Consider the following 17,965-nt stretch of genomic DNA (forward strand, 5'->3'; position numbering starts at 1 on the left):
GGCGCCCCGCTGAACTCCATGCACTTTTTTTAATCTGCCATATACTGTTTCAAGCGTTTGTCGTTCCTCATTAGGAGGGGGTCATGAAACGTTTCTTGGCTATGGCAGGCCTGCTTGCCGGGCTGCTTGCACCATGGTGGAGCAGTGCGGCGGCGGTGGACGGGATTACGACCGCCGATGCGATCGCCATCCATGAAGCGGTGCAGTCGCAGCTGGATGCGCTGGCAAAGGATGATGCGGCCAGCGCGTTCGAGCAGGCCACACCCGAAAAGCGCATGCTGATCGGTAGCCCGGACAATTTCCTGCGCCTGATGAAAGAGCAGTACAACCCGATCTACCGCCACCAGCGCGTGATCTTTTCACACCCCGAAGTGGTCGACGGCGATGCGATCCAGGTCGTGCGCGTGACCGACAGCGAGAGCCGGGTCTGGCTGGCGATTTTCTGGATGCAACAGGAAGAAGACAGCAGCTGGAAGATCGACGGGTGCCAGCTCGTGGAAACGACCAGCGTCTCCATCTAGCCGATGTCTGCTTGACCTGCGTGCCATTCACGCGGTGGCTGTGTCACGGTTCGACCTGCATCAAACCCTATCACTTCACTCATCTTGCGGCGCGGTGCGCGGCTACCTATAACAAAGCGTGGCATTGTCGCCGCGCTCCAGCCTGCTCCCGCAGGCTCGTTTCATGTCCTGCCTGAAATCTCATCATCACCCATTTCAAAGGAGGCCGATCATGGCCCGCAAATTCATCGATTGCCGCGAATTCCCGAGCGATTCAAATTGCACTGTTGCCATCGCGGCAGATTCTGATCAGGAATTGCTCGAAGCTGCCGTGCAGCATGCCGTGTCCGTGCACAAACATGAGGATACGCCGGAGTTTCGCCAGCAGATCAAGCAACTTTTCAAGGAAGGAACGCCGCCTGTCGAACGGCCGGTGGTCCATGCATAAACGCGCCGAGACGTTCCCTGTGCGCTGATTGCATCGAGGGGATTCAAATGACTACCTGGAAAATGAAGGGAGAGTACCTAAAGAATTGCAATTGCATCGCCGCCTGTCCATGCGATACCGAAGGCTTCCCAAAGCCGTATGACCATTGTGAAGGCATGGCGGCTATGCATATTACGGAGGGGAATTTTGGTGGCATCAAGCTCGATGGATTGCACTGGGCCGGCATTGTGCAATGGCCCGGTGCGATGCATGAGGGTAATGGCAAGATGCAGCCGCTGATCGATGAACGCGCCACGGCCGAGCAGCGCGACGCCTTGCTGCGGATATTGAGCGGCAAGAACGGCGGTCCGTTTTTTGAAATCCTGGCGGCCGTTTGTCCGGAGGTTTATCCGCCGCAGTTTGTTCCGTTCGCCTGGGAATTCGACAGGGATGGGCGCCATGCCTATCTCTCTGCCGGCAAGTTCCTCAAGACGGCCACCGCTCCCTTGACGATCCCCGCGACCGGTGCGCCGCAACGGGTCAAGGTGCTGATGCCCGATGGGTTTGAGTACAAGGAAATGGAAGTGGCGAAAGCGACGACGCTGGAAGTGGCAGGCGAAATCAGCTTCAGCCATCAGAACACCAATAGTTCATTGGCTTATGTCGAGCATACGCAGGACGGGGTGGTTGCGTGATGCCGCTGGCGCCGACCGCGCGGCCGTGCTGCTCGGCTTGTGCGGGATCGGCGCCTTGTCCTGGGCCTACCTGCTTTACCAGGACTGGGCGATGCGTCACATGGATATTGTCGATATGGCGATGCCCAGCGCGCATGGGTGGGCATGGCCGGATTTTCTGCTGGTATTCTCGATGTGGGCCATCATGATGGTGGCGATGATGCTGCCTTCGGCAACCCCGGTCGTCTTGCTGTTTGCCGCGGTCAACCGCAAGCGCCGCGTTCAGCGGGGCGCGTTTGTCGCCACTTCGATATTCCTGGCTGGTTATCTTTCGGTGTGGACGCTGTTCAGCATGCTGGCGACGCTAGCCCAGTGGTGGCTGCATGACATGGCGCTGGTGTCGCCGATGATGATTGCAACCAGCCCATTGCTGGCTGCCGCGCTGCTGATCGCGGCAGGCGCCTATCAGTGGCTGCCGGCCAAGCGCGCCTGCCTTGACCATTGCCGCTCCCCGATGGACTATCTCGCCGCGCACTGGCGCGCTGGTTCCTGGGGCGCGTGGTGCATGGGCTTTACGCATGGCTTGTACTGCACCGGATGCTGCTGGATGCTGATGGCCCTGTTATTTGTGCTCGGCGTGATGAATGTCGCCTGGATCGCGGCCCTGAGCGCCTTTGTGCTGATCGAAAAAACGGTTCCGAAAGGCCTGTGGGTGGCGCGCGGCAGCGGGGGGCTACTGATGGCCTGGGGTGTTGGAATGGCGTGGGGCGTTCTTGCGTGAGGAGTGGGTCAGCCGTATGCGCCGCCGGTAAACAGCAGGTCAAAGCTGCGCGCAATTGCGGCAATCAAGGCTACGGCGCCGACGCCCAGCGTCAGGACAAGCAGGACCGCGAGCGGCCAGCCGGACTCGGAGCGGCGCCCCGAGGTTGCGTTATGCCGGGCATCCCATTTGTCATCCGGCGTCAATCCGACCACCAGTGCTTCGATGAAGCCGGACAGAACCGAGATGGCCAGCGGAGCGGCGACAAACAGGGAGGGCTGGGCGGGTGCCAGCAGCCGCAGCAGGAGCGACAGCGGAACGGATGCCAGATGGATCCAGGCCCATGGGTCTTTTCTGTTGTAAAGATAAAACCGGTGCGCGCCCAGGCCACCCGCAACGAAGGCGAGGAGGGTGGCGACGGTTTTGTTCTTGTGAAAAGTGGACATCGGGCTGCTGCTGTAAGTTAGGGGCGAGTGGTTGCGCAGAGTGGCAGGTAGTGTGCACGAGCAATGCCTGTAAAGCAACGGAAGCGCTGCGGAAATTGCGATGCATTACCAATCTTGCAGGATGCGCGAAAAATAGGCTATAATTCCCGGCTTTTTCCGTCTTCGAACAATTTTTGGAAGCACATTATGGTCGTTATCCGTTTGTCCCGCTCCGGCGCCAAGAAGCGCCCGTTCTACAACATCGTTGCCACCGACTCGCGTAACCGCCGCGACGGCCGCTTCATCGAGCGTATCGGCTTCTACAACCCGGTCGCCTCCGGTAACGACGAAGGCTTCCGTATTGCGCAGGACCGCCTGGCTCACTGGCAAGGCGTTGGCGCCCAGCTGTCGCCGACCGTTGCCCGTCTGGTCAAGGAAGCCGGCAACAAAGCTGCCGCCTAATTGGCTGGCAAGACTGCAGGGATGACTGTCCCTGATGACCTGGTGCTGGTCGGTCATGTGACCGGCGCCTATGGCATTCACGGCTGGGTAAGAATCAAACCCTATTCCGCCGATGCAGACGCGATGCTGCATGCAAAGACGTGGTGGCTGGATAAGCCCGCTTTGCACGACGTCGACATGATGGAGGCCAAGCACCACGGCGATGACGTGGTGGCGCGCCTGGTCGGCGTGGCCGATCGCAACGGAGCGGAAGTGCTCAAGGGTGCGACGGTGCAAATCCGGCGCAGCCATTTTCCGGTGCTGACGGACGACGAGTTCTACTGGGTCGATCTGATCGGGCTGGCAGTCGAAAATCTGCAGGGCGAAAGCCTGGGCAGCGTCGTCGGCCTGATGGACAATGGCGCGCAGGCGATCCTGCAGGTGCAGGCGCCGGTTGTCGATTCCGACAAGCCGAAAGAATGGCTGATCCCGTTTGTCGACCAGTTCGTCAAGACGGTGGATCAGGCGGCAAGGAAGATTACGGTGGACTGGGGGCTCGATTATTGAGCCCATTTTCTAGGGTAGGCAACGAGATGCAATTCGATGTCATCACGCTGTTTCCCGACATGTTCGCCGCGATTACGCAGTCGGGCATCACCCGGCGCGCATTCGAGAACGGCAAGTGCGCGATATCGCTGTGGAATCCGCGCGATTTCACCGCCGATAATTACCGCACCGTGGATGACCGCCCGTATGGCGGCGGCCCCGGAATGGTCATGCTGGCAAAGCCGCTCGAAGCGGCGATCAATGCAGCCAAGGCGCGTCAGGCGCAGCTGGGAGTGGCGCGGACACGCGTGATTTACCTCTCGCCGCAAGGTAGGACGCTTACGCATCAACGCGTGATGCAGCTGACGGCGGAGCCGGGCCTGGTCTTGTTGTGCGGCCGGTACGAAGCGGTCGACCAGCGTTTGCTGGATCGCTGCGTCGATGAGGAAATCAGTATCGGCGATTTCGTGCTGTCCGGCGGCGAGCTGCCGGCGATGGCACTGATGGATGCGGTGATCAGGCAGTTGCCTGGTGTGCTGAACGACGAAGGGTCGGCCGTCGAGGATAGCTTCGTCAACGGCTTGCTCGATTGTCCGCACTACACGCGCCCGGAAGTGTACGAAGGCGTTGCGGTACCGCCGGTGCTGTTGGGCGGACATCATGCCGAGATTGAAAAATGGCGCCGCCAGCAGGCATTGATGGCGACGGCGAAAAAACGGCCCGATCTGATCGAGCAGGCGCGTGCGGCGGGTTTGCTGTCGCGAGCCGATGAAAAATTTTTGAGCAGTTTGTAGTTGCAGTACCGCGCGGATGAATCATCCGCTTGTTTAACCCCATCCTCTACCGGGCAAACAAAGATACAGCGCCGGCACGATGGTCCAAGGAGCTAAAAATGGATCTGATCCAGAAACTCGAGCAAGAAGAAATCGCCCGCCTGGGCAAAAACATCCCTGACTTCGCGCCGGGCGATACCGTGGTCGTCAGCGTCAACGTGGTGGAAGGCACCCGCAAGCGTGCGCAGGCATACGAAGGCGTCGTGATCGCGCGCCGCAACCGTGGCCTGAATTCCAACTTCATCGTTCGCAAGATTTCGTCCGGCGAAGGCGTGGAGCGTACGTTCCAGCTGTATTCCCCGCTGATCGCTTCGATCGAAGTCAAGCGTCGCGGTGACGTGCGTCGCGCCAAGCTGTACTACCTGCGCGATCGTTCCGGCAAGGCTGCACGCATCAAGGAAAAGCTGCCGAACCGCCGTGTGGTCGAGCAAGCAGCAGAGTAATCGACGCTGGCTTCAGGAAAGGGCACCTTCGGGTGCCTTTTTCATTTGCCGTCCAGGCGCGAATGGAAGCAGGCATTCGCGCTAGAATCGATGCTGCTCAATTTGCCTCAGGAAAACGTCTTGTCCAAGCTGCTCTTCGACCCGGAACTCCTCCCCATTGACTCCATCGCCGGCGAGCCGGCGGTTGCGCCGCAGCGCCTTACTATCGAGGGTTTGCGCGGGCAATTCTCCAATCCGCCGCTGTGGCAGCCCGAGGTTTCTGACGAACAGTTGATGCGCAAGGCGACCGGTGCGCCCACGCCGGCTTCGGTACTGCTGCCCATCATTGCGCGCGATGGCGGATTGACGCTGCTGCTGACCCAGCGCACGGCGCATCTGAATGATCATGCCGGGCAGGTCAGCCTGCCCGGTGGCAGGATGGATGAAATCGACACCTCTGCCATCGAAACCGCCTTACGGGAAACCGAAGAAGAGGTTGGACTGCACCGGCGCCATATCGAAGTCCTCGGCACCCTGCCGGACTACATCACCGGCACCGGATTCAGGGTGACGCCGGTAGTGTCGCTGGTGCAGCCGCCGTTTGAGTTGCGTGCCGATCCGTTTGAGGTGGCTGAAATCTTCGAGGTGCCGCTGGCTTTCCTGATGAACGGGATGAATCATCAGCGGCGCGCGGTCGATCTTCCCGACGGCGCCGGCCGGCGCACGTTTTACGCGATGCCCTACGAACGGTTCTTCATCTGGGGCGCGACGGCCGGCATGCTGCGCAATCTGTTTCATTTTCTGCGGGCGTGACGCTCGTTTTCCCGCCCCGGGTTTGATTCTGATGTTGTGCTGCGTTATCGTATGCGTAATACGTTATAAGGCTGTCTGATGACCTTTCTTTCCATTCTCTGTGCCCTGCTGATCGAACAACTCAAGCCGCTGCGCGCCGACAATCCCATGTATGGCGCCATCAAGCAGCTCGCGGCGCGCATTGAGGCAGGGTTCAACGCGGGACAGGAGGCGCACGGCCGCACCGCATGGCTCATGATGATGCTGGCCATGATGCTGCCGACGGCACTGGTGTACTGGTTGTGCCTGCGGATCAGCCCGTTCGCCGCGCTGGCATGGAATATCCTGGTCGTGTATCTGACGCTCGGTTTTCGCCATTACAGCCATTACTTCAGCTCGATTCAATTGGCCTTGAACGGTGGCGACGAACTGGCCGCGCGGCGCTTGCTGGCCGAATGGACCGGGCAGGATACGGCGGCGATGAGCGTCAACGACATTTCCAGGATCGCCGTCGAAAACGCACTGGTGACAAGCCACCGCAACGTGTTCGGTGTCTTCTTCTGGTTCCTGATGCCGGTCGGGCCGGCATGCGCGATCATGTACCGCGTGGCTGAATATCTGGCGCGCGCATGGAACGAGCCGGAGCACTTGAGGAACGAGCCCTTCGGACGTTTTGCCGCCAGGGCGTTTTACTGGATCGACTGGATTCCGGCGCGGCTGACGGCGATTGCGTTTGCTATCGTCGGCAATTTTGAAGATGCAATTTACGCCTGGCGCAATTTTGCCCAGCGCTGGCAGGACGAGGCGATCGGCATCATCCTGTCGGCCGGCGGCGGCGCCATGGGCCTGCGCCTGGGTACAGCCACGCAAAGTGCCGCGGCGATTCCGGCCGCGGACGCGGCGGTGATCGATGCGGTCTCGCTGGAAGTCGAGGCGCCCCCGGGCGAAGAGGCGACCGTGCGCGCCCTGCAAAGCACGGTCGGGCTGGTCTGGCGCGCGCTCCTGTTGTGGATGCTGATGCTCCTGCTGCTGTCCTTCGCGGTCTGGCTCGGCTGACGATCGCCGTTTCTCTTTCCTTTCAGCGTGCCGGAATTCGCCGGCGCGCTTGCCTTTCCTTCTAAGCAAGCCAGCCGACCCTGGCCGCAATTATGTCCGTACGCGCTGCCGGGTACGGCATTCTTAGCAAATTTCTCTCGATGTGCTTTACTGGATGAGTGGCATGGCCAGTCTGTTGCCCGCCGGTCCGGCCGTTTTTCTTGTCAGTTTTTCACATTGCGAGATGTTGTTTCACATCAACTCTTCTATAAGATATAATATGCAAGAATTCTGAAAGCTTGGCACTGCATAATGGCGCCCAGAAATTCAGGCCGGCTGCACCGCTTGCAGGGGGTAACCGGGTCGAGGTAGCAACCGCTATAGAGACAAGCCGCACACATGGCCGATTCCATTGACCGCAAGACACTCGCTCGCGAGTTTTTCATCCAGGGCCTGACCAGCGACGGCAGGCAGTTCCGCCCCAGCGATTGGGCAGAGCGTTTGTGCGGAGTCATGTCCTGCTTCCGTCCGGAAGGCTCGGGCGGTCGCCATGCCCACTTGCAATACTCTCCTTATGTCCGGCCGACCGTGCTGGGTGGCGTGAAATCGGTGGTCGTCAACGAAGCATTGCGCGACGTCGAGCCGATGGCATATCACTTCGTGATCAATTTCGCAAAAGATAACGATTTGCAAATCGTTGACGCCTGCCTGCTGCCGGAGCCGGCGGAAAAGAAGGCATAAGCGAACACTTCAAACATACCGCCTCAATAGGCGTTCCATTTGACAAATAGCCTGTCGAGTTCGCCGCTTGCCTCCAACTGGGAAATCGCCGTTTGTATCCTTGCTGCCGCCTGTGCAGGAACTTCCTTGGATAACACCATGTAAATTGGCTCATGGGCCATGACAGCGGGCAGTATTTTGACCTTGCCCTGCGCGCCGGCGTCACGGATGGCATGCTCAATGCCGGGCAAGCGGTGAAGAAAGAAGCGGCCGCGGCCGGCCAGTAATTTCTGGATATTGGTTTTCGGATCCTTGGCGCTGAAATCAGTCTTCAAGCCATGCACGTCGCGCAGGACCAGCGCACAGTCATATTTTCCCAGAACGATACCTTCGTCGCCGAGCCGGCGCACATCATCCCAGTTTTGCACCTTGACGTCGTCGTCCGCGCGCACCGCCATGTAGAAATCCGTTGAACGCAGCGGTGGCTCGATATATCGCAACATGCGTTCGCGCTTGCTGGTGCGCAGCAAGCCGCAGGCCGCCTGCAGCTGCCCGGTAACCAGGCCCGCCTCGATGCGCGCCAGCGACTGCGGGTGCTGGCCGAACACGAACCTGATTTGCGGATCGATACGCGCGATGGCATGCATGATATCGACGCACAGGCCGGTGACAATCACCTGGCCGTCATTCTCTTGCACAAAATACTTCGGCTCGGAAATTTCTTGTGGAGCGATGTGGAGTTCCGTCATCACGCCCGCCGCCTGTGCGCTAATTGCCGTAACGACGCCGGCAAGCAAGCTCAGGCTGCGTATCTGCTGCCGAAAAAGGTGTTCGTCCGCCTTGTACTGCGGCTCATGTCTGCTGATCATGCGATACCTTGTAGATAAGCGCGGCGCTCATTCCGAAGAAGAGGTGGGCGATGGCGGTAATCCAGTCGCGGCTGACCGCAAACCAGGGGAACAGGACGGTAAAGCCATACATGTTGATGAAAAAAATGACTAGCCCCAGGATGCCGCCGGCAAGCAGGGCGGAGCGCATCGGCAAGTGTGCGACCATGCGTCCCAGCAGCAGCCCATATGCGATCGACAAGACGCCATGCACGGTCGTAGCTGCCGCCATCACGCTCCAGTCGAATGTCGCCGGCGGCGGCAGGACACTGGATCCCATGACGATCGCGGCGGCCAGGCGCGTATCGCGCAGCAGCATGCCGACGGGCTGGCGGGCGGTGGCCCACCACAGCAGCAGTTGCACGGCGGTGGCGACAAGTCCGGCGAGCAGGCCGGCTAGTGCCGCCGCGCGCCAGCGCACCGGCATGCTGCCGCCCGCTGTGCCGCGCGTGCGCGAACGACGCGGCAGCTCGCGCTGCGACACGCCAATCAGGCGTGCGCGCAGATGGCGCGCCAGCCCCTGTGCGCCGCGTCGCATCAGGATGTGGTGGCTGTGTGCAAACACGTGGCGGGCGATCGGCGCCAGCAGATTCATCCAGTGCCGGGTGGTATGCACATCCCATTTGTAGCAGACAGTGGTGATGCCCTTGTCATGGGAAAATGTCCAGCGTCCATATCCCTTCAGGTCGCCTTCGACGCTTGCTTCCAGCACCCGCGGCGGCGCGATGCGGATGGCCCGCGCATCGAAGCGCAGCCCGTATCCCAGCAGGCTTTGCCAAGTGTACCGGCGCAGGCTGCCGATGCCGTTCGCATCGCCTTGCTCGAGTTGTGTCACTTCCCGTGCGCCGGGCCACCAGTCGGGCCAGTGCAGCGAGTCGAGGACGGCGTCGAACACCGCCTGCAAGGGCGCTTCAATCTGCCAAGAGGTGATGAAGCGATATTCGGCCATCGGGAAAGGAAGGGAGTGGGGTCATTGGCATCGTAATGCACCGGGCGGCGGCCGATATTGAGCAAATGCGGCCATGTAACTTACGGTTACACACGAGAAGGGTTGTTTTTGCCGTAATGAAGGGGCGCGCGGAGGAAAGGCCGGCAGGCAACGCCGGATTTCTTCACCGACGCGTTAACATATGGAGCAAATAACAGCGGAGATTCTGTGCATATCCATCCAGATGCGGTCGCCATCGCCATCAGCGTGCTGCTGGTGCTCGGGTACTATCTTTTCCTAGTCGCACGCCAGCGCCGTCGGCCCGATTTCACGGTACACGCCATTAATCGCCGTGCGCGCCGCCTGTGGGTGGCGGAAGTGATGAAAAGCGGCGGCAAGGAAGTGCTGGCGGTGCAAACCTTGCGCAATTACGTGATGGCGGCGACATTCAAGGCGTCGTCCACAGTGCTGCTGATCATGGGCACGCTTACCTTGTCCGGGCAGGCGGAGAGCCTCGCGAAAACCTGGCATGCGCTCAACATCGTGAGCATGCAAGAGCCGCAGTGGTGGATCGTCAAGATCCTGTGCCTGCTGACCGTGCTGATCGTCGCGTTTTTTGCGTTTGCGCTGACAGTGCGCCTGCTCAATCACGTGGTCTTCATGATCAGCCTGCCTGCCGCCGTGGCGCAGGGCCCCTGTCGCCCGACTATGTCGCGCAGCGCCTGAACAAGGCCAGCACCTTGTACAGCATCGGCATGCGCGCGTTTTTCATGACCGTGCCGCTGGTGTTTTGGCTGTTCGGCCCGCTGTTCCTGGTCGCGGCGACGATCGGCCTGGTTGCCGTGCTCTACCTTCTCGACCGCAATCCGATCACCGAAGTCGATTGATTCGTGGCTCGCCTTCCACGCGAAGGAGATGCCCACCAACGGTTGTCTTCCAATCATATTTCCTATCAGCACATTGTCGAATGCCTCGCTGCCAAGGGGACGATTTTTGAGTCTTCCGGACGACTAATCTGATGATTAGAGGAAATATTCTACGTTGCAAATAATGCAATTTTGTGCGCCGAACCAAGGGGATGCAAAGGGCGCCGGATTAGTTATTTCTCATAGTCAAGAAAGGTCGGGATTGCATCCTGATAAGGAGAAGGAAACTTGCATTGCACGACTTCTTGTAAAAAAACAATGTATTTGCGAACTGCAATTGATTCGAGAATAATGTGAAGCAATAGATAGCGGAGGACGCATGCGGCATCACAGGAAATCCGGATTTACGTTAATCGAATTGATGGTAACCGTTGCCGTAGTCGCGATCATCGCAGCCGTAGCCATGCCGTCCTACAGGGACTATGTCATTCGCGGCAAGATTCCTCAGGCGACGAACAACCTTTCCACTTTGCGTGCGCAACTGGAACAGTACTACCAGGATAACCAGACCTATGTCGGCGCATGTGCCGCCGGAACGACGGCGCCGCTGCCTGCCTCGGACGACTTTGAATACTCTTGCCCGACGCTGACCGCGTCGACTTACACCGCCCGGGCGCAAGGCGTCGCCGGCGGGCCGATGAGCGGCTTTGCCTACACCATCGACCAGGCGAACACCCGCACCACGACAGCCGTGCCGAGCGGATGGGGCACGGCGCCGATTTCGTGCTGGGTCACCAAAAAGGGCGGGATATGTTGAAGCCGCGGCGGCAGGGCGGCGTCACGCTCGTCGAACTGATGGTCGGGATAGCCGTCGTCGCGATCGTCTTGGCGATGGGGGCGCCGTCGTTCGCGCTGTGGCTGCAGAATGCGCAAAACCGCGTGGCCGCGGAGTCGATCCAGAGCGGCATGCAATTGGCGCGCGCCGAGGCGGTCAAGCGCAATACCGCGGTGCGGTTCACGCTTACGGACCCCACCGGGCTGGTGGCGTGGAGCGTGGGATGCGTGACGGTCGGCGACGATTGCCCGGCCTCCATCCAGCGCCGCGAGGCGGCGGAGGGCAGTGCCAACGCCCGCGTCGGCGTCAGCACGCAGGCCATTCCCAGCCCGCTGCCGGCGGGCCAATTCAACAGCGCGCTGGCCGCCGGAGCGGGGTTGAGCGCAGGAGTCAGTTTTGACGGGATGGGCCGGGTTCCGGCCGCCAACATCGGCACCGATATCACACGGGCGGACGTTACGAATGCGGCGCTGCCGTCCGCGCGGCGCTTGGTCATTGTGGTGGGAACCGGCGGGCAGGTGCGCATGTGCGACCCGGCCGTTGCTTTGTCCGCCAGTCCGCAAGGATGCATGTAGGGGGGCGAATGAAGACAACGACAAGCCGGCAGGAAGGCATCGTGCTCATCGAAAGCCTGGTTGCCATACTGGTCTTTTCCGTGGGCATACTCGGCATCGTCGGCCTGCTGGCCGCTTCGATCAGGAGCAATGCCGACGCCAGATACCGCAACGATGCGAGCATGCTGGCCAACCAGGTCATCGGACAGATGTGGGCCGGCGACAAGTCGAATGCCGCATTGAAGGCCAACTTCGAAAGCCCGGGCGGCCCCGAGTACGCTTCCTGGAAAACCACGGTTGCCGGCGCGCTGCCTGGCGTCGCGTCCAATGCGCCGACCATCGGCGTCAGCGACGACAACGTGGCAACGGTGCGCGTGCAATGGCAGGCGCCCGGCGATGCGGTCCCGCACAGCTATGTCCTGGTCGCCAGAATCAATGGCTAGCCCGATCATGCGCACTTGCCGGGAAGTGCCCCGCCATTCCGGTTTCAGCCTGGTGGAAATCATGGTCGGCATCGGCATCGCGATGATCGCCGCGCTGGTCATGATGCAGGTGTTCGCGGTGTTCGAGGGGCAGAAACGCACCACGAGCGCGGGAGCCGACGCGCAGATCAATGGCAGGATCGCGCTGTATGCGCTCGAGCGCGACGTGCGCATGGCCGGCTACGGGCTCAATCTCCTGAATGCGCTCGGCTGCACGGTCAACAGCAGCTACAACGGCACTGCGTCGTCGTTCATCCTGGCGCCGATCATCATCACCAATGGCGCCGGCGGCGGCCCGGATACGATAAGGGTGCTTGCCAGCGCCAAGCAGAACTGGAGCGTGCCGTCCCGGATCACGACCGACCATCCGCCGGAAGCGACCAACATGTTCCTGAACACGACCCAGGGCATGGCGGTAAACGACTTCCTGATCGCGTACCAGGAAGGCAAGCCCTGCACACTGCTGCAGCTGACCGGCATCCCGAACGGGAATGTGCAGATCCATCACCAGAATACGAGCCCGTGGAATCCGCCGGGCGGCCAAAACATTTTCCCGCAGCCGGATGGGTACACCGCCGGCGCGCTGGTCTTCGACATCGGCGCCCTGGTCGATCACACCTATTCGCTCGACGCCGGCGACAACCTGTTGCAGTCGAACTTCAGCCTGGCGAGCAACAGCGCCGAAACGCTGCCGCTCGCCTCCAACATCGTCAGCCTGCAGGCGCAATACGGATTTGACACGCGTGCCGGCGCGCAGGAGGACGGGCGCGCCGATACCTGGAGCGACACCATGATCGATGCCGACGGCAACGGCACGCCAGGCGACGGCGGCGACATCCGTCGCATATACGCGCTCAGGCTGGCGCTGGTCGCGCGCAGCGCGGCACGGGAAAGGCCGAACGCCGACGGCAACTGCACCATCACCACGGCGACCTCCGCCAATCGTCCGAAATGGTCCGCCGGCGATATCGACGTCAGCAAGAAACCGGACGGTTCCGCCCGCGCCGACTGGAGCTGCTACCGCTACAAAGTCTTCGAAACCGTGGTGCCCTTGCGTAACCTGCTGTGGGGAGAACGATGATGCCGCGCTTTAACCGGCATGCCGGGGCGCGGCGCGAGAGCGGCGTGGTCCTGATCCTGGCGCTGATCGTGCTGGTGGCCATGACGCTGGCCGGCCTGGCCATGGTGCGCTCGGTCGATACCGGCAACCTCGTTGCCGGCAATCTCGCTTTCAAGCAGAGCGCGACATCGGCGGGCGACGCGGGCGCGGAAAGCGCCATCGCTTGGCTCAGGACGGCGGTTGGTACCGCGACGCTTTATCAGGACCAGGCCGCGAGCGGATACTATGCGACCAGCCAGGATACGCTCGACCTGACCGGCAGCAGCCACGACGCCAGCCGCGCGCTGGTCGACTGGGACCTGAATAATTGCAGCGGCAACTCGCCGGCAGCCTGCATCCGGCCGTCGGCGGCGATCGCGGTCGCGGGCGGGAACTCGGTCAATTACATCATTCACCGCTTGTGCAAGGCGGCCGGCGATCCTAACGCCTCCGGAAACTCCTGCGCCACGTTCAAGTCGTCGACCTCGGCCAGCCCGAAACGGGGCGAGCTGAAATACGGCGACGACAAGCGGTTCGAGCCGATGCCGGTGGAGTACTACCGGATTACCTCGCGGGTCAAGGGACCCAAGAACACCGTCAGCTTCGTCGAGACGATCGTCCATTTTTAGAACTGCTTCATCCGGGCGCACTGCGGGAATGCGGCGCACGGATACCGGGAGGATTCGATGACCAAACCCCGCACCACGCTCGTCCGGCTGATACCGGCCGTGCTGCTCTGGCCTTGGGCCATGTCCCATGCGGACGTGACCGATATCGCCAATGCGCCGATGGCGTCCTCGTCATCATCGGAAGTCAAGCCGAACATCCTGTTCATCCTCGACGATTCGGGCAGCATGGCGGATAACTTCCTGCCCGACGCCGCGGAAAACTTCAGCTGGAACGAGTATGGCTCGCGCAGCAAGCACTGCAACGGTCTGTACTACAACCCGACGGTCACTTACTCGCCGCCGGTCGACGCGACCGGTGCCAGCTATCCGAATTCCAGTTTTACCGCCGCATGGGACAACGGCTTCCGGACCGCCGATGGCCGCACCGATCTCACCGGCAGCGTGTACTACAAGTATTCCGGCACCCAGGCCGACCTGGCGTTCTCCTACAACTCGGACGGCACCGTCAAGACCAGCTCCACGTTTTACAAGGAGTGCAACAGCGATGTCGGAGACAGCCCGGGAAAGAACGTTTTTTCAAGGGTGACGGTCGGCGCCGCTTCCGGCACGGGAGGGACCGACGAGCGGACCAACTTCGCCAACTGGTACAGCTATTACCGGACCCGCATCCTGTCCATGAAAAGCGCGGCGGGCAGGGCTTTCAAGTCGATCGGCAATGCCTACCGCGTCGGACTGACGACCATCAACTATGCGGGATCGGACAACAGCGACGGCCGCTACCTGAGCATCGGCGATTTCAACGCGGCGCAGAAAAGCAGCTGGTATGACAAGTTCTATGGCGTCGAGCCGGGGGCGAATACGCCGTTGCGGGCCGCGCTTTCCAAGGCGGGCAGGATTTACGCGGGCAAGATCGGTGCCGATCCGGTCCAGTATTCCTGCCAGCAGAACTTCGCGATCCTGTCGACGGACGGCTACTGGAACAGCAGCGCGGGTTACCAGATCGACGGCAGCACCGCGGTCGGCAACCAGGACGGCGGCAGCACCGCCAGGCCGATGTACGATGCGCTCGGCCGCAGCGACACGCTGGCCGACGTCGCCATGTATTACTACAAGACGGACCTGCGCACCGCCGACCTCGGGAACTGCCGGGGAGCGCTCGGCACCGACGTGTGCGAGAACAACGTGCCCGGCGCGGGAGCCGACCTGAACCCGCAGCAGCACATGACCACCTTCACGCTCGGCCTGGGCGTCAACGGCACGCTGGCCTACTCGGAAGACTATCTGCAGGGCGGGTCGGCCGATTACAACGCCATCGTCCAGGGCACCGCCTCCTGGCCGGCGCCGGCCGCCAACGGGCAAACCGCGGTGGACGACCTGTGGCACGCCGCCGTCAACGGCAGGGGCACCTATTTCAGCGCGCAAAACCCGGATTCGCTGGTCAGCGGCATCAGCAAGGCCTTGAGCGGCGTGTCGGCGCGCACCGGAACGGCGGCCGCCGCGGCCACCAGCAACCTCGAGCCGGTCGCCGGCGACAACTACGTGTACGTGGCCTTGTATCGCACCGTCAAATGGGATGGCGATCTGCAGGCCAAGACCATCGACCCGAACAGCGGCGCGATCTCGGCTGCGGCGGCCTGGTCGGCGCAGCCGCTGCTCGATGCCAAGGCCGGCGCCACCACCGACACCCGCACGATCTATACCTTCAATGGCGCCACCGGCGGCCTGAAAACCTTCACCTGGAGTAACCTGACCGCTGCCGAGAAAGCCTACTTCAGCGACATGTGCTCGTCGACCGACAAGCTCAGCCAGTGCGCCACCCTGACCGATGCGCAGAAAACCGCCGCCTCCGGCGAGAACCTGGTCAATTTCATCCGCGGGCAGAACGGGTACGAGGACGAGTCGGGAAATGCCAACCGCCTTTACCGCGACCGCGAACACGTGCTTGGCGACATGGTCAGTTCGCAGCCGGTCTATGTAAAGAAGCCGCCGTTCGCCTACAACGACGACAACTACGCCACGTTCAGGGACACCACGCAGAAGAACCGGCGGGCGATGGTGTATGTCGCCGTCAATGACGGCATGCTGCATGCGTTCAATGGCGACACCGGCGTCGAGGAGTGGGCCTATATACCGCCGATGGTACTGCCGAACCTGTACAAGCTCGCCGATAAAAGCTACTCGGCGAACCACCAGTATTTCGTGGACGGTTCGCCCACGGTCGGCGACATTTGCCCCGACGCGCCAGCCTCTACCTGCAGCGGTTCGCAATGGAAGTCGATCCTGGTGGGCGGGCTCAACGCCGGGGGGCGCGGTTACTACGCGCTCGACGTGACCGATCCGGCCAATCCGCGCGCCTTGTGGAACTTCACGGTCAGCAACGACGCCGATCTCGGCTATTCGTTCGGCAACCCCGTGATCACCAAGCGGCGGGACGGCACCTGGGTCGTGATCGTTACTTCCGGCTATAACAACGTGTCTCCCGGCGACGGCCAGGGATATCTCTATGTGCTCAATGCGAACACCGGCGCCGTGCTCGACAAGATCTGCACCGGTGCCGGCAGCCCGGCCACGCCGAGCGGGCTGGCGAAAATCAACGCCTGGGTCAACAGCACCACGAGCAACACGGCGGAGCGCCTCTACGGCGGCGACTTGCTCGGCAATGTGTGGCGCTTCGACATCAACGACACGGTCCCACCGAGCGGCAAGGAGGCGACCCTGATCGCGGAACTGGGCCAAATCAATGGCGCTGGCCTGCAGCCGGTCACCGTCAAGCCGGAACTGACCGCCATCACCGCGGGCGGCGCGGCCTATGCCGTGATCAACGTCGCCACCGGCCGCTACCTGGGACTGACCGACCTGGGCGACACCAGCCAGCAATCGGTGTACGCATTCAAGGACAACCTGACGGCCACCGGCCTGGGGCGGGTGCGGGCCAACGGCGTGCTGGTCAGGCAGACCCTGACCAGCTTTACCGGCGACGCCGGCGAGCAGCTGCGCACTTCCTCGGTCAACGATGTCGACTGGGCCACCGATGCCGGATGGTATGTCGACTTCAACCCGAACAACGAGTCGCCGGGCGAACGCGTCAATGTCGACATGCAGCAGCAGCTCGGCTTGCTGACCGTGGCGACCAACGTGCCCAGCGCGAATGCCTGCACCACCGGTGGCTATGCCTGGCTGTATTCCTTCGACTACAAGACGGGGCAGTACGTCAAGACGGCGGCGCACAACACGGTCGGCCGCAAGCTTTCCACCAATGCCCTGATCGCGGGGATCAAGACGATCAGGCTGACCACCGGGAAGACCGTGACAATCAGCACCGACACGGGAGGCGGGCTGGGCGGAAACGACGATCCGACCTCGAATCCGGGCACCGGCGGCGATGTGAAGAGGGCGTCCTGGCGTGAACTTTCCGATTGACGCCCGCCCGTCCTCGGTCCGGCTGGCAGGAGGGCGGCCGCTGGCATGGATGCTGTCGCTGCTGGCGCATGGCGCGCTGGCCTGGGCGGTTGTCGCATATTCCGGCGTGCCGGCCGCCGGCGTAAAGCGGCAGCAGAGTGCGCCGCGGCCGCTCGCGGTTTATCTGAAAGAAAGCACCCCCGCCGTATCTCCGGCAGCGGCGGAAACGGCGGTCCCGGCCCCCCAAAAACGCACGCCGCTTACCGAGGAAGTGCAGCCTGCGCAACAGGAAGCGGAGCGGGAGCCGGTCGAGGCGCCTGTGGTGGTGCTGGCGCGCCAGCCCGAGCCGCAATATTTCCGCTCCTCGGAACTGTCGGAACGGCCGCATGTCGTGCAAGACATACCGCCGGACCTGGGAGGCGGGTTCGTTGGCGTGCCGGCGCAAGCCGTTATCCTGCGGCTGTTCATCAACGAGGAGGGCGCCATCGATCGCGTGACGTCCGAGGAGTCCTATCTGCCGCCCGAGCAGATGGCTATCCTGGTCGAAGCATTTTCCAAGATGAAGTTTCGTCCGGGTCTGCGCGACGACACCCCGGTCAAGAGCCAGATGCGGATTGAAGTCAGGCTGGAAAGCCTGTTATCGAAGCAATAGAGTGTAATAGTGGAATGCGGGTCGCACGGCAGAACCGAATACCCGCAAACGGGTCTGTT

23 protein-coding genes are annotated in these 17,965 nt (G+C 61.7%); 20 read left to right on the forward strand and 3 right to left on the reverse strand.

Going from position 1 to position 17,965, the window contains the following annotated elements; all coding sequences use genetic code 11:
- Nucleotides 1–83: 83 nt before the first annotated feature.
- From FAY22_RS02200 to FAY22_RS02215, 4 genes are all read left to right on the forward strand, one after another.
- Nucleotides 84–521, forward strand: a complete 438-nt coding sequence (locus tag FAY22_RS02200) for a DUF4864 domain-containing protein (protein WP_146328715.1) — start codon at nt 84–86, stop codon at nt 519–521.
- A gap of 211 nt (nt 522–732) precedes the next feature.
- Entirely contained in the window at nt 733–948 is a 216-nt protein-coding gene (locus tag FAY22_RS02205; protein WP_146328716.1) for a DUF1059 domain-containing protein, read from the forward strand.
- 62 nt (nt 949–1,010) lie between these two features.
- A complete protein-coding gene (locus tag FAY22_RS02210) occupies nt 1,011–1,622 on the forward strand; it encodes a DUF1326 domain-containing protein (RefSeq protein ID WP_246860789.1) in 612 nt (203 codons plus the stop codon).
- A complete protein-coding gene (locus FAY22_RS02215; protein ID WP_210411881.1) occupies nt 1,615–2,382 on the forward strand; it encodes a DUF2182 domain-containing protein in 768 nt (255 codons plus the stop codon). Before FAY22_RS02210 ends, FAY22_RS02215 begins: the two co-directional genes overlap by 8 nt.
- An 8-nt stretch (nt 2,383–2,390) precedes the next feature.
- On the opposite strand, the gene FAY22_RS02220 is transcribed toward FAY22_RS02215, so the two are convergent.
- Entirely contained in the window at nt 2,391–2,807 is a 417-nt protein-coding gene (locus tag FAY22_RS02220) for an NINE protein (protein WP_146328718.1), read from the reverse strand.
- A 186-nt stretch (nt 2,808–2,993) separates the two neighbouring features.
- Here FAY22_RS02220 and rpsP point away from each other — a divergent pair, with 186 nt between their 5' ends.
- The 7 genes from rpsP to FAY22_RS02255 all read left to right on the forward strand — a co-directional run bounded on the left by rpsP (nt 2,994) and on the right by FAY22_RS02255 (nt 7,596).
- Nucleotides 2,994–3,248, forward strand: coding sequence for a 30S ribosomal protein S16 (rpsP, locus tag FAY22_RS02225; protein ID WP_146328719.1), 255 nt, complete (start codon nt 2,994–2,996; stop codon nt 3,246–3,248).
- Nucleotides 3,249–3,269: 21 nt separating this feature from the next.
- Nucleotides 3,270–3,794: a ribosome maturation factor RimM gene (gene rimM, locus FAY22_RS02230; RefSeq protein WP_210411882.1), complete on the forward strand. Its 525-nt coding sequence runs from the start codon at nt 3,270–3,272 to the stop codon at nt 3,792–3,794.
- 26 nt (nt 3,795–3,820) lie between these two features.
- Nucleotides 3,821–4,567 (forward strand): tRNA (guanosine(37)-N1)-methyltransferase TrmD, encoded by a 747-nt coding sequence (gene trmD, locus FAY22_RS02235; RefSeq protein WP_146328721.1) that lies wholly within the window; start codon nt 3,821–3,823, stop codon nt 4,565–4,567.
- Nucleotides 4,568–4,665: 98 nt separating this feature from the next.
- Nucleotides 4,666–5,049, forward strand: coding sequence for a 50S ribosomal protein L19 (gene rplS, locus FAY22_RS02240; RefSeq protein WP_146328722.1), 384 nt, complete (start codon nt 4,666–4,668; stop codon nt 5,047–5,049).
- 120 nt (nt 5,050–5,169) lie between these two features.
- The gene (locus tag FAY22_RS02245) at nt 5,170–5,841 is read left to right on the forward strand and encodes a CoA pyrophosphatase (RefSeq protein WP_246860625.1); all 672 of its coding nucleotides are present in this window, start codon (nt 5,170–5,172) and stop codon (nt 5,839–5,841) included.
- 78 nt (nt 5,842–5,919) lie between these two features.
- On the forward strand, nt 5,920–6,876 hold the full coding sequence (locus FAY22_RS02250) for a CobD/CbiB family protein (RefSeq protein WP_146328724.1): 957 nt from the start codon (nt 5,920–5,922) through the stop codon (nt 6,874–6,876).
- A gap of 378 nt (nt 6,877–7,254) precedes the next feature.
- A complete protein-coding gene (locus FAY22_RS02255; protein ID WP_146328725.1) occupies nt 7,255–7,596 on the forward strand; it encodes a DUF3579 domain-containing protein in 342 nt (113 codons plus the stop codon).
- A 23-nt stretch (nt 7,597–7,619) separates the two neighbouring features.
- Here the strand turns inward: FAY22_RS02255 and FAY22_RS02260 are convergent, their stop codons facing one another.
- Together FAY22_RS02260 and FAY22_RS22250 are read right to left on the reverse strand one after the other, a co-directional pair.
- Nucleotides 7,620–8,444, reverse strand: a complete 825-nt coding sequence (locus FAY22_RS02260) for an ABC transporter substrate-binding protein (protein ID WP_146328726.1) — start codon at nt 8,442–8,444, stop codon at nt 7,620–7,622.
- Nucleotides 8,428–9,411 carry an SRPBCC family protein gene (locus FAY22_RS22250; RefSeq protein ID WP_246860626.1) on the reverse strand — a complete coding sequence of 328 codons (984 nt, stop codon included), beginning with the start codon at nt 9,409–9,411 and terminating at the stop codon, nt 8,428–8,430. The genes FAY22_RS02260 and FAY22_RS22250 overlap by 17 nt, the downstream gene beginning before the upstream one ends.
- A gap of 207 nt (nt 9,412–9,618) precedes the next feature.
- Between FAY22_RS22250 and FAY22_RS02275 the strand changes: the two genes are divergently transcribed.
- From FAY22_RS02275 to FAY22_RS02310, 9 genes are all read left to right on the forward strand, one after another.
- Nucleotides 9,619–10,116, forward strand: coding sequence for a DUF599 domain-containing protein (locus FAY22_RS02275; protein WP_256377354.1), 498 nt, complete (start codon nt 9,619–9,621; stop codon nt 10,114–10,116).
- Between the two features lie 14 nt (nt 10,117–10,130).
- Nucleotides 10,131–10,277 (forward strand): DUF599 family protein, encoded by a 147-nt coding sequence (locus FAY22_RS22525; RefSeq protein WP_256377355.1) that lies wholly within the window; start codon nt 10,131–10,133, stop codon nt 10,275–10,277.
- 358 nt (nt 10,278–10,635) lie between these two features.
- Nucleotides 10,636–11,073 (forward strand): type IV pilin protein, encoded by a 438-nt coding sequence (locus FAY22_RS02280; RefSeq protein ID WP_146328727.1) that lies wholly within the window; start codon nt 10,636–10,638, stop codon nt 11,071–11,073.
- Nucleotides 11,019–11,666 (forward strand): GspH/FimT family pseudopilin, encoded by a 648-nt coding sequence (locus FAY22_RS02285; RefSeq protein ID WP_146328728.1) that lies wholly within the window; start codon nt 11,019–11,021, stop codon nt 11,664–11,666. The genes FAY22_RS02280 and FAY22_RS02285 overlap by 55 nt, the downstream gene beginning before the upstream one ends.
- A gap of 8 nt (nt 11,667–11,674) precedes the next feature.
- Nucleotides 11,675–12,088 (forward strand): type IV pilus modification protein PilV, encoded by a 414-nt coding sequence (pilV, locus tag FAY22_RS02290; RefSeq protein ID WP_146328729.1) that lies wholly within the window; start codon nt 11,675–11,677, stop codon nt 12,086–12,088.
- Nucleotides 12,081–13,208, forward strand: coding sequence for a PilW family protein (locus FAY22_RS02295; protein WP_168204918.1), 1,128 nt, complete (start codon nt 12,081–12,083; stop codon nt 13,206–13,208). The genes pilV and FAY22_RS02295 overlap by 8 nt, the downstream gene beginning before the upstream one ends.
- The gene (locus FAY22_RS02300; protein WP_146328731.1) at nt 13,205–13,855 is read left to right on the forward strand and encodes a pilus assembly protein PilX; all 651 of its coding nucleotides are present in this window, start codon (nt 13,205–13,207) and stop codon (nt 13,853–13,855) included. Before FAY22_RS02295 ends, FAY22_RS02300 begins: the two co-directional genes overlap by 4 nt.
- A 57-nt stretch (nt 13,856–13,912) precedes the next feature.
- Nucleotides 13,913–17,275: a pilus assembly protein gene (locus tag FAY22_RS02305; protein WP_146328732.1), complete on the forward strand. Its 3,363-nt coding sequence runs from the start codon at nt 13,913–13,915 to the stop codon at nt 17,273–17,275.
- A complete protein-coding gene (locus FAY22_RS02310; RefSeq protein ID WP_146328733.1) occupies nt 17,259–17,906 on the forward strand; it encodes a hypothetical protein in 648 nt (215 codons plus the stop codon). The genes FAY22_RS02305 and FAY22_RS02310 overlap by 17 nt, the downstream gene beginning before the upstream one ends.
- Nucleotides 17,907–17,965 lie beyond the last annotated feature (59 nt).

This window comes from Noviherbaspirillum sp. UKPF54, assembly GCF_007874125.1.
Lineage (GTDB): Bacteria > Pseudomonadota > Gammaproteobacteria > Burkholderiales > Burkholderiaceae_D > Noviherbaspirillum.

Excerpts from the sequence above, each read along its gene's own strand:
- FAY22_RS02200 (WP_146328715.1), top strand. The coding sequence starts at position 84 with ATGAAACGTTTCTTGGCTATGGCAGGCCTGCTTGCCGGGCTGCTTGCA.
- FAY22_RS02205 (WP_146328716.1), top strand. The coding sequence starts at position 733 with ATGGCCCGCAAATTCATCGATTGCCGCGAATTCCCGAGCGATTCAAAT.
- FAY22_RS02210 (WP_246860789.1), top strand. The coding sequence starts at position 1,011 with ATGAAGGGAGAGTACCTAAAGAATTGCAATTGCATCGCCGCCTGTCCA.
- FAY22_RS02220 (WP_146328718.1), bottom strand. The coding sequence starts at position 2,807 with ATGTCCACTTTTCACAAGAACAAAACCGTCGCCACCCTCCTCGCCTTC.
- rpsP (WP_146328719.1), top strand. The coding sequence starts at position 2,994 with ATGGTCGTTATCCGTTTGTCCCGCTCCGGCGCCAAGAAGCGCCCGTTC.
- rimM (WP_210411882.1), top strand. The coding sequence starts at position 3,270 with ATGACTGTCCCTGATGACCTGGTGCTGGTCGGTCATGTGACCGGCGCC.
- trmD (WP_146328721.1), top strand. The coding sequence starts at position 3,821 with ATGCAATTCGATGTCATCACGCTGTTTCCCGACATGTTCGCCGCGATT.
- rplS (WP_146328722.1), top strand. The coding sequence starts at position 4,666 with ATGGATCTGATCCAGAAACTCGAGCAAGAAGAAATCGCCCGCCTGGGC.
- FAY22_RS02250 (WP_146328724.1), top strand. The coding sequence starts at position 5,920 with ATGACCTTTCTTTCCATTCTCTGTGCCCTGCTGATCGAACAACTCAAG.
- FAY22_RS02255 (WP_146328725.1), top strand. The coding sequence starts at position 7,255 with ATGGCCGATTCCATTGACCGCAAGACACTCGCTCGCGAGTTTTTCATC.
- FAY22_RS02260 (WP_146328726.1), bottom strand. The coding sequence starts at position 8,444 with ATGATCAGCAGACATGAGCCGCAGTACAAGGCGGACGAACACCTTTTT.
- FAY22_RS22250 (WP_246860626.1), bottom strand. The coding sequence starts at position 9,411 with ATGGCCGAATATCGCTTCATCACCTCTTGGCAGATTGAAGCGCCCTTG.
- FAY22_RS02280 (WP_146328727.1), top strand. The coding sequence starts at position 10,636 with ATGCGGCATCACAGGAAATCCGGATTTACGTTAATCGAATTGATGGTA.
- FAY22_RS02285 (WP_146328728.1), top strand. The coding sequence starts at position 11,019 with ATGGGGCACGGCGCCGATTTCGTGCTGGGTCACCAAAAAGGGCGGGAT.
- pilV (WP_146328729.1), top strand. The coding sequence starts at position 11,675 with ATGAAGACAACGACAAGCCGGCAGGAAGGCATCGTGCTCATCGAAAGC.
- FAY22_RS02295 (WP_168204918.1), top strand. The coding sequence starts at position 12,081 with ATGGCTAGCCCGATCATGCGCACTTGCCGGGAAGTGCCCCGCCATTCC.
- FAY22_RS02300 (WP_146328731.1), top strand. The coding sequence starts at position 13,205 with ATGATGCCGCGCTTTAACCGGCATGCCGGGGCGCGGCGCGAGAGCGGC.
- FAY22_RS02305 (WP_146328732.1), top strand. The coding sequence starts at position 13,913 with ATGACCAAACCCCGCACCACGCTCGTCCGGCTGATACCGGCCGTGCTG.